The sequence below is a fragment of the uncultured Oscillibacter sp. genome (assembly GCF_910587525.1).
Lineage (GTDB): Bacteria > Bacillota > Clostridia > Oscillospirales > Oscillospiraceae > Oscillibacter.
This window is the reverse complement of the sequence record NZ_CAJULS010000089.1, coordinates 1-9,828: the sequence shown is the minus strand read 5'-3', so window position 1 is coordinate 9,828 and position 9,828 is coordinate 1. Positions and strand designations below refer to the sequence as shown.

9 protein-coding genes are annotated in these 9,828 nt (G+C 63.2%); 8 read left to right on the top strand and 1 reads right to left on the bottom strand.

The window, feature by feature from the left end:
- From QZ326_RS08840 to QZ326_RS08805, 8 genes are all read left to right on the top strand, one after another.
- The coding region (locus tag QZ326_RS08840) for an NAD(P)-binding protein (protein ID WP_295744101.1) at positions 1-1,326 on the top strand (1,326 nt) is incomplete at its 5' end.
- A complete protein-coding gene (locus QZ326_RS08835) occupies positions 1,320-3,029 on the top strand; it encodes an NADH-dependent [FeFe] hydrogenase, group A6 (protein ID WP_295744098.1) in 1,710 nt (569 codons plus the stop codon). The genes QZ326_RS08840 and QZ326_RS08835, both read left to right, overlap by 7 nt.
- Positions 3,030-3,144: 115 nt before the next feature.
- Positions 3,145-3,789: a superoxide dismutase gene (locus QZ326_RS08830; protein ID WP_295744096.1), complete on the top strand. Its 645-nt coding sequence runs from the start codon at positions 3,145-3,147 to the stop codon at positions 3,787-3,789.
- 124 nt (positions 3,790-3,913) lie between these two features.
- Complete coding sequence (gene glpK / locus QZ326_RS08825) at positions 3,914-5,407, top strand: glycerol kinase GlpK (RefSeq protein WP_295744093.1); 1,494 nt, start codon at positions 3,914-3,916, stop codon at positions 5,405-5,407.
- Positions 5,408-5,457: 50 nt separating this feature from the next.
- Positions 5,458-6,630, top strand: a complete 1,173-nt coding sequence (locus QZ326_RS08820) for an NADP-dependent malic enzyme (RefSeq protein ID WP_295744090.1) — start codon at positions 5,458-5,460, stop codon at positions 6,628-6,630.
- Positions 6,631-6,638: 8 nt separating this feature from the next.
- On the top strand, positions 6,639-6,944 hold the full coding sequence (locus QZ326_RS08815; RefSeq protein WP_295744087.1) for a hypothetical protein: 306 nt from the start codon (positions 6,639-6,641) through the stop codon (positions 6,942-6,944).
- Positions 6,945-7,036: 92 nt separating this feature from the next.
- Positions 7,037-8,311, top strand: a complete 1,275-nt coding sequence (locus QZ326_RS08810) for an aminotransferase class I/II-fold pyridoxal phosphate-dependent enzyme (protein WP_295744083.1) — start codon at positions 7,037-7,039, stop codon at positions 8,309-8,311.
- Positions 8,308-9,177 (top strand): radical SAM protein, encoded by an 870-nt coding sequence (locus tag QZ326_RS08805; protein WP_295744081.1) that lies wholly within the window; start codon positions 8,308-8,310, stop codon positions 9,175-9,177. The genes QZ326_RS08810 and QZ326_RS08805 overlap by 4 nt, the downstream gene beginning before the upstream one ends.
- Positions 9,178-9,532: 355 nt before the next feature.
- Here the strand turns inward: QZ326_RS08805 and QZ326_RS08800 are convergent.
- Positions 9,533-9,828 (bottom strand): hypothetical protein (locus tag QZ326_RS08800; RefSeq protein ID WP_295744079.1); only part of this gene is annotated, 296 nt, incomplete at its 5' end.

The following is a 9,828-nucleotide window of genomic DNA, read 5'->3' as shown; positions in this document are numbered from 1 at the left end:
CCCTTCCCCACCGCCTGCGCCTATATCTGCGAGCACCCCTGCGAGGCCCGCTGCCGCCGGAATATGGTGGACGATGCCCTGAATATCCGGGGGCTCAAGCGCTACGCCGTGGACCACGCCGGAGACGTGCCCCAGCCCAGTCCCGCACCCGCCACCGGCAAATCTGTTGCCATCGTGGGCGGCGGCCCCGGCGGCCTCTCCGCCGCCTATTATCTGGCTCTCATGGGCCACAAGGTCACAGTGTACGAAAAGCAAAAGCAGCTGGGCGGCATGATGCGCTACGGCATCCCCAACTACCGCCTGCCCCGGGAGAAGCTGGACGCGGAGATTGCCTCCATTTTGTCCCTGGGCATTGAGGTACATACCGGCGTGGACGTGGGCGTGGACGTGACCTTTGACGAGCTGAAACAGCAGTACGACAGCCTGTACCTCTCCATCGGCGCCCACACGGACAAAAAGACCGGCATTGAGGGAGAGGACAGCCTGGGCGTTATCTCCGCTGTGGAGCTGCTGCGCCACATCGGCGACGACGAGATGCCCGATTTCTCGGGCCAGAACGTGGTGGTCATCGGCGGAGGGAACGTTGCCATGGACGTGACCCGCAGCGCCATCCGCCTGGGGGCAGAGAAGGTGACCTGCGTTTACCGCCGCCGCCAGGAGGATATGACGGCCCAGATGGAAGAAGTGGAGGGCGCCGTCGCCGAGGGCGCGGAGGTGCTGACTCTCCAGGCACCCCTGCGCATCGAGGCCGACGAGCACGGCCATGTGGCGGCCCTGTGGACCCAGCCCCAGATCATCGGCGAGATGGACAAGGCGGGCCGCCCCCGGCCCAACACCGCCACGGTGGAGCCCCTGCGCATCCCGGCCAATACCATCATCGTGGCCATCGGTCAGGGCATTGAGACCCGGGGTCTGGAGCAGACCGGCATCAAGATCCAGCGGGGCGGCGCGCTGCTGGCGGACTCCAGCACTCAGCTGCCGGATATGGTGGGCGTGTTCGCCGGCGGCGACTGCGTGACAGGCCCCGCCACCGTTATCCGGGCCATTGCCGCCGGCAAGGCCGCCGCCGCCAACATCGACGAGTACCTGGGCTTCAACCACGAGATCGAGGCCGAGGTGAAGGTGCCTACGCCCCGGTGTACGGACCTCAGGCCCCGGGGCCGGGTCAACGCCACCGAGCGGGATGCCTGCGAGCGCAAGGCGGACTTCCAGTGCATCGAGTGCGGCATGACCGACGAGGAGGCCGGGCAGGAGTCCTCCCGGTGCCTGCGGTGCGACCACTTCGGGTATGGAAACTTCAAGGGAGGACGTGTGGAAAAATGGTAAACTTCACGATCAACGGGCGGGAGCTCTCCGCCCCTAAGGGAACCACCATTCTGGCCGCCGCGGAAAAGGCGGGCATCCCCATTCCCCACCTGTGCTTTTTGAAGGATATCAACGAGATCGCCGCCTGCCGCATGTGCATGGTGGAGGTGGAGGGCACGGAGCGGCTGGTCCCCGCCTGCAACACGGAGATCCTGGAGGGCATGGTCATCCAAACCAACTCCCCCCGGGTCCGGGAGGCACGGAAGACCAACCTGCGGCTGATCCTCTCCCAGCACAACTCCAACTGCACCGTCTGCGTCCGCAGCGGCAACTGCGAGCTTCAAAAGCTCTCCCATGACATGAACATTCACTACCAGCCCTACGAGGTGCAGCCGGAGCGGGCCCGTCTGGATCTGAGCGTCCCCATTGTCCGGGAGGCCAGCAAGTGCGTCAAGTGCATGCGCTGCGTCCAGGTGTGCGACAAAATCCAGGGGATGCACATTTGGGATGTGGCGGGCACCGGCTCCCGCACCACCGTGGACGTGAGTTATAACCGCTATCTCAAAAACACGGACTGCACCTTCTGCGGCCAGTGCGTTACCCACTGCCCCACCGGCGCTTTGACGGTCCGGGACGACACCAACAAGGTCTTCTGGGCCCTGGCGGACCCGACAGTCACTGTGGTGGTCCAGGTGGCCCCGGCGGTGCGGGTGGCCTGGGCGGAGTCCTTCGGCCTGCCTCCCAGGCAGGCCACCGCCGGCCGCATGGTGGCGGCATTGAAGCGCATCGGCTTTGACTATGTGTTTGATACCAACTTTGCCGCAGACCTGACCATCATGGAAGAGGGCAGCGAGTTTATCGAGCGGTTTACCCACCGGGGGCGGCACCGCTGGCCCATGTTTACCTCCTGCTGCCCCGGCTGGGTGAAGTTCCTCAAGACCCAGTACCCCGCCTACGCGGAGCACCTTTCCACTGCCAAGTCCCCCCAGCAGATGTTCGGCGCGGTGGCCAAGAGCTACTTCGCGGAGAAAATGGGCCTGGACCCCCACAAGGTGTTTGTGGTGTCCATCATGCCCTGCTCCGCCAAGAAGGCGGAGTGCGAGCTGCCGGGGATGAACGACGCCTGCGGCGACCCGGACGTGGACGCCGTGCTGACCACCCGGGAGATGTGCAGGCTCTTCCGCAGCGACTGCATCGTCCCCGCCGACCTGGAGGAGGCGGAGTTCGACAGTCCCCTGGGAACTGGCACCGGCGCGGCGGTGATCTTCGGCGCCACCGGCGGCGTGATGGATGCGGCCCTGCGCAGCGCCTATTATCTGGTCACCGGGAAGAATCCGGACCCCGACGCCTTCCAGGCTGTCCGGGGCAATAAGCCCTGGCGGGAGGCCACGTTCAATATCCCCGGCGCGGGAGACGTCCGCGTGGCGGCGGTCAGCGGCCTGGGAAATACCCGGAAGCTGATGGAGGCCATCGACAGCGGCGATGTGGAGTACGACTTTGTGGAGGTCATGGCCTGCCCCGGCGGCTGCGCCGGCGGCGGCGGACAGCCCATCCACGAGGGCGTGGAGATGGCAGGTCCCAGAGGCGACAAGCTCTGGAAGCTGGACGCCAAGTCGGAGCTGAGGTTCTCCCACGAGAATCCGGACGTTCAGACTTTGTACCGGGCGTATTTGAAGGCACCCCTCAGCGAGAGAGCCCACCACCTGCTGCACATCAAGGACTGATCCCGTATATGGCCCCGCGCCGCCCTCCGGCGGCGCGGGGGCCGTGTTTTGCCGATATTTTTCCCCTTCGCCGCATATACTAGCGTCATTCAGATATGAGAAAGGATGACGCACCATGGAGACACACTATCCCTTTAGCCTGCCGCCCCTGCCCTACGCCTACAACGCGCTGCTGCCGGAGCTGGATGAGCGCACCCTGCACTTTCACCACGACAAGCACTTTAACACTTATGTGGACAATCTCAATAAGCTCCTGAAAGACCATCCCGAGTACCACGACTGGTCACTGGAGCGGATGATGCAGGACTGGCCGGAGCTGCCGGAGGACATCCGCCAGGGGGTGCGGAACAACGCTGGCGGCGTATACAACCACGATTTGTATTTCAAGACCCTGCACCCCGCGCCGGCCTCCGCCCCGGGCCCGGCCCTCCAGCAGGCCATTGACCGGGACTTCGGGGACCTCCAGGGCCTGAAAGCCGCCCTACGCTCCGCGGCCCTGGGCCAGTTCGGTTCTGGCTGGGCCTGGCTGGTTACGGATAAAGACGGGCGGCTCTCCGTCCGCAAGACCCCCAACCAGGACAGCCCCCTGCCCCTGACGCCCCTGCTGGGGTGCGATGTGTGGGAGCATGCCTATTACCTGCCCTACCAGAACCGGCGGGACGAATACTTTGAGGCCTGGTGGCGGCTGGTGGACTGGCCGGAGGTCACCCGGCGGTATCAGGAGCTGACGCATCGCCAGGCCCAGTATCCCGTTCCCTGACGGCGGCTTGACAAGACAGGACTTTTTTGGTATAAAAAGATAGAGATGAACGGGAGCAGGACGGACCAAAAAGCCGTTCTGCTCCCCTGCTCTTTTGTGCGGGAATCAGGAAGGAGGCTTCGACTTGAAACAGTATGTCGCCGCCCTGGACCAGGGGACCACCAGCAGCCGCTGCATCCTCTTTGACCGGACCCAGAACATTGTGGGCATGGCTCAAAAGGAATTTACCCAGGTTTACCCCCAGCCGGGCTGGGTGGAGCACGACCCCATGGAGATCTACTCCAGCCAGTACGGCGTACTGAGTGAAGTGCTAGCCCAGACCGGAGTGCCAATTGACGAGGTGGCCGGCATCGGCATCACCAACCAGCGGGAGACCACCGTGGTCTGGGACCGGGAGACCGGGCGGCCGGTGTGCAATGCCATCGTGTGGCAGTGCCGCCGCACGGCGCCGCTGTGCGAGGAGCTGAAAAAGAATGCGGACTTCGCCGCTTACGTCCGGCGCCGTACGGGGCTTTTGATTGACGCTTACTTCTCCGCCACCAAGATCCGGTGGATTCTGGACCACGTTCCCGGGGCCCGGGAGGGGGCGGAGGCGGGGCGGCTGTTGTTCGGCACCGTGGACAGCTGGCTGATCTGGAAGCTCACCGGCGGAAAAGTCCACGTCACAGACTACACCAACGCCAGCCGCACCATGCTCTACGACATTGAAAATCTCCGCTGGGATGAGGAGATCTGCCGCCGGCTGGATATTCCCATGGAAATGCTGCCGGAGGTTCGCTCCAGCAGCGAGGTCTACGGCACGGTGAACATCCAGGGGGTGGAGGTGCCCATCGCCGGCATCGCCGGAGACCAGCAGGCGGCTCTCTTCGGCCAGGCCTGCTTTGAAGCCGGAGCGGCCAAGAACACCTACGGCACCGGCTGCTTTCTGCTGATGAACACCGGGGAGAAGCTGGTCCGCAGCCACAGGGGCCTTGTGACCACCATCGCCGCCGGGCTGGACGGGAAGGTCCAGTACGCCCTGGAGGGCAGCGTGTTTGTGGGCGGGGCGGTGATCCAGTGGCTCCGGGACGAGCTCCACCTCATCACCGAGGCCGCCGACAGCGAGTATTTTGCCCGGAAGGTGCCGGGCAGCGGCGGCGTGTACGTAGTGCCCGCCTTTACCGGCCTGGGCGCGCCCCACTGGGATATGTACGCCCGGGGGGCCATCCTGGGCCTGACCCGGGGGGCGGGCCGGGATCACATCATCCGGGCGGCCCTGGAGTCCATCGCCTATCAGACCGGGGACGTGCTCTCCGCCATGGAGGAGGACACCGGCATCCGGCTCAAGGAGCTGCGGGTGGACGGCGGCGCCTCCGCCAACAATTTTCTGATGGAGTTTCAGGCGGACATTGTGGGCCGGTCCATCCTCCGCCCGGTGGTTCGGGAGACCACCGCCCTGGGGGCGGCGTATCTGGCGGGACTGGCCGTGGGCGTTTGGCGAAGCCGGGAGGAGATCCGCAGCCAGTGGACCCTGGACCGCCGCTTTGACCCCGCCGTCTCCCAGCCGGAGCGGGAGCGGCTGCTGACCGGGTGGCACAGGGCTGTGGAGCGGGCCAAGGGCTGGGAAGAGGGACCGTGAGTTCAGCCGGGCGGGAGTGTCCCGGCGGGGAATAAAGAGAGGTAACAGATATGGATTACGCGAAGGAATCCCTGCGGCTCCATGGGGAGTGGAAGGGGAAAATTGAGGTGGTGGCCGCCGTTCCTGTGGAGACCAGGGATGATTTGTCCCTGGCCTACACCCCCGGCGTGGCGCAGCCCTGCCTGGAGATTCAGAAGGACATTGGGAAGAGCTACGAGCTGACCCGGCGGCATAATCTCTGCGCCGTCATCACCGACGGCAGCGCGGTCCTGGGCCTGGGAGACATCGGCCCGGAGGCCGGAATGCCGGTGATGGAGGGCAAGTGCGTGCTGTTCAAGGCCTTCGGCGGAGTGGATGCCTTTCCCCTCTGCGTGAGAACGAAGGACGTGGACGAGTTCGTCCAGACGGTTTACAACATCTCCGGCAGCTTTGGCGGCATCAACCTGGAGGATATCGCCGCCCCCCGGTGCTTTGAGATCGAGCGGAAGCTGAAGGAGAAATGCGGCATCCCCATCTTCCACGACGACCAGCACGGCACCGCCATCATCACCCTGGCGGGCCTCACCAACGCCCTGAAGGTGGTGGGAAAGAAGAAGGAGGACGTGCGGGTAGTGACCTCCGGCGCCGGCGCGGCGGCCATCTCTATTACAAGACTTCTGCTCTCCGCCGGGTTCCGGCACATCACCATGTGCGACCGGAAAGGCGCGATCTTTCAGGGCCGGGAGGGCCTGAACTGGATCAAGGAGGAGATGGCCCAGGTGACCAACCTGGAAAAGCGCTCCGGCACCCTGGCGGAGATGCTGGAGGGGGCCGATGTGTTCATCGGCGTGTCCGCCCCGGGCTCCGTCACCGCGGACATGGTGCGGACTATGGCAAAAGACCCGGTTATCTTTGCCTGTGCCAACCCCACGCCGGAGATTTTCCCTGACGAGGCCAAGGCCGGCGGGGCCGCCGTCATCGCCACCGGCCGCAGCGACTACCCCAACCAGATCAATAATGTCCTGGCCTTCCCCGGGGTATTTCGGGGGACCTTTGACGTACGGGCCGGCGACATCAACGAGGAGATGAAGATGGCCGCCGCCTGCGCTCTGGCGGAGCTGATCTCGGACCAGGAGCTCAGCGCGGACTACATCATCCCCAAGGCCTTTGACAAGCGGGTGGGTCCCGCCGTGGCCAAGGCCGTGGCGGAGGCTGCGAGAAGGTCCGGCGCGGCCCGGATCTGAGAGGGGCGATGTCTGTGCGGCACGATGTGACCCTGAATGTTCACTGCTCCGCACCGGATGAAATCTGGCGAAAGGTCGGCGGCGTTTACCAGTCGATGCCCTATTGGGCAGGAAACGTCCGGGGGCCCCGCTGGACTGGCGGGGAGATTGATTTGTGGGCGTCTGTCGAACCGGGCGGCCTCCAGATCGCAGGCGTCATGCCGGAGGAGATCTGGCGGGAGTGGTATGGCTGGCTGAAAGCCGCCCTGACGGGTGCTCTGGGATATGAGATCGGCGAAGTGGCGGACGGATATGATTTCATATATTGGGAATAAGGCGGCCCGCCTTCCGGCAGCCGGCGATTTTTGAATCCCGCTGAGGGCGGGGGTTCTGATTCTGAGACCACACATGGAAAGGATGGTTCATAATGACTGCTTATGCCAAGATGACTCCCGCGGAGCGGGAAGCGGAATACGCCCGGCTCCAGGAGGAGTTCGGGGCCCTCAAGGCCCGGGGGCTGACACTGAACATGGCCCGGGGCAAGCCCGGCAAGGCCCAGCTGGATATGGTCTCCGATATTTTCGGCCTGATGCAGAAGCCCGAGGACTACGTGTCCGACGGCATCGATGTCCGCAACTACGGCGAGATGCGGGGCCTGCCCGCCGCACAGCGGCTGTTTGCGGATATCTTAGGCTGTAAGCCGGAGCAGGTCTTCGTTGGCGGAAACGCCAGCTTGCAGCTGATGTACGATACCATCGCCAAGGCCTGTACCCACGGCCTTCTCCACAGCCCCCGCCCCTGGTGCAAAGAGGAGACGGTGAAGTGGCTCTGCCCCGCCCCCGGCTATGACCGCCATTTCAAGGTGACAGAGAGCTTCGGCTTTGAGCTCATCACCATTCCAATGACCGGCGAGGGGCCGGATATGGACGCCGTGGAGGCCGCTGTGAAGGACTCCGCCGTCAAGGGCATTTGGTGCGTGCCCAAGTACTCCAACCCGGACGGCATCATCTACTCAGAGGAGACCATCCGCCGTATCGCGGCCCTGCGGCCCGCTGCCCCGGACTTTTTGGTGATGTGGGACAACGCCTACTGCATCCACGAGTTCGAGGGGGAGTACGTGGAGTTCCCGGATATTCTTTCCCTCTGCGCCCAGGCAGGGAATCCGGACATGGTCTTTGAGTTCGCCTCCACCTCCAAGATCACCCTGCCCGGGGCGGGCGTCAGCTGCTTTGCCTGCTCCGAGGCCAATATGGCCCACATGGAAAAGCTCCTCACCGCCCAGGTTATCAGCTTTGACAAGGTAAACCAGCAGCGCCATGTGCTCTATCTCAAGGACAAGGCCCACACTTTGGCGCTGATGAAGAAGCACGCCGCCATTATGGGGCCCAAGTTCCGCCGTGTGGTGGACACACTGGACCGGGAGATTGCCCCGCTGGAGATCGCCTCCTGGCAGCGGCCCAAGGGCGGGTATTTCGTCTCTCTCAACGCCATGCCCGGCACGGCGAAGCGGACCTTGGCCCTGTGCAAAGAGGCCGGGGTCACCATGACCGGCGCGGGAGCCACCTTCCCCTATGGGAAGGATCCCCAGGACAGCAACATCCGCATCGCCCCCTCGCTGCCTCCGGTGGAGGAGCTGGAGCAGGCCATGGCGGTGTTCTGCGTGTGCCTTAAAATGGCGGCTTTGGAGAAGCTGGGCGTATGAGATACTACGGCAGCGTGTACCGTCCTCCCTCCGAGGCACGGAGCCTCATCGTTCAGGTGACCTACGGGTGCAGCCACAACACCTGCGCTTTTTGCAGCATGTACAAGGAAAAGCGCTTTGCCCTGCGGCCATTGGAGGAGGTGCTGGAGGATTTCCGCCTGGCCCGGCAGGTCTACCGCCATGTGGATAAGGTGTTTTTGGCCGACGGCGACGCCTTGGTCCGCAAAGCCTCCGAGCTTTACACCATTTTGGACACCGTGCGGGAGCTGTTCCCGGAGTGTGAGCGGGTCACCAGCTATGCCTCCCCCGCCAGTATCCGCATTCGGACAGAGGAGGAGCTGGGAAGGCTCCGGGAGAAGGGGCTGACCATGGTCTACATGGGTCTGGAGTCCGGCAGCGACGAGGTTCTGGCCCTGATGCGCAAGGGGCACCCGGCATCGGAGATCGTGGAGATGGGGCAGAAGGTCCGCCGGTGCGGCATTGCCCTGTCCGTCACCGCCATCACGGGCCTGGGAGGGCCAAAGCTGCTGGAGCGCCACGCGGTGGAGACAGCGGAGGCATTCAACGCCATGAACCCGGAGTATATCGGGATGCTGACGCTGATGGTGGAGCCGGAGACGCCCCTGTACGACTGGGTCCATGACGGCAGCTTCCAGCTTCTGACCCAGGCGCAGGTGCTGGAGGAGACCAGACTGCTGGTGGAGAATCTGGACAGCCCCGGCAGTGTGTTCCGGATGAATCACGCCAGCAATTACCTGGTTCTGCGGGGCACACTAAATGAGGACAAAGCCGCCATGCTGGCGGAGATTAGCCGGGCGGAGCACGACCTGAGCCGCCTGCGTCCGGAGTCCTGGCGGGGACTTTAGCCAGAAAATAAGAAAAGCGGTCAAAGCCGCCTCACTGACCGTGAGGCGGCTTTGATTGTCAGGAGAACATTTGTCTTTATTATATTCCAATCAAAGATCCGGCTATCACTGTTTTAATATAGTTGAAGCACTTGGAAATCTGCAAGTTGCGGATTTTCAACCAGCGGGGCGAAGCCCCGCTGGACGGGCATTGCCCGTGTGCCTCAACTAAGAAGTCAAACACACGCCCGCTTATGCGGGCTCTGGCGGCAGCTTCCTCTGCCACTTTGTTTCAGCAGTTTTGATTGGCGGCTGAATGTCTCATGAGCTTTGCTGCTGATACAGACCTGTTTGGAAAACGGGCCATATTGGAATATCATGCTTGGGAAATAGCGTTGTGAAAGGAATTAGAAACGCTTTCCCGATCAATATGATTTGTTCTGATCATGCCGGACATCCAGGGCTTTTCAGCCACCCAATCCCGGTTGCTGTCAATCAACGCATCCAGAGAATCCATCAACCGGTCCATAAATGGATCGAACGCGGAAGCAAGCATATTTGACAGCTTTTCACTGATACCAGCGTTCTCAGCACTATTTTTCAATGCGCCGTATTGTGCCGCAAGATGCCGCCCCAGAGCCTCGTCACTTTCATAGACTTTCCAGGTGGGAT

Bases quoted from the DNA above. Each gene is read 5' to 3' on its own strand.
- QZ326_RS08835 (WP_295744098.1), top strand. From the start codon at position 1,320: ATGGTAAACTTCACGATCAACGGGCGGGAGCTCTCCGCCCCTAAGGGA.
- QZ326_RS08830 (WP_295744096.1), top strand. From the start codon at position 3,145: ATGGAGACACACTATCCCTTTAGCCTGCCGCCCCTGCCCTACGCCTAC.
- QZ326_RS08820 (WP_295744090.1), top strand. From the start codon at position 5,458: ATGGATTACGCGAAGGAATCCCTGCGGCTCCATGGGGAGTGGAAGGGG.
- QZ326_RS08815 (WP_295744087.1), top strand. From the start codon at position 6,639: ATGTCTGTGCGGCACGATGTGACCCTGAATGTTCACTGCTCCGCACCG.
- QZ326_RS08810 (WP_295744083.1), top strand. From the start codon at position 7,037: ATGACTGCTTATGCCAAGATGACTCCCGCGGAGCGGGAAGCGGAATAC.
- QZ326_RS08805 (WP_295744081.1), top strand. From the start codon at position 8,308: ATGAGATACTACGGCAGCGTGTACCGTCCTCCCTCCGAGGCACGGAGC.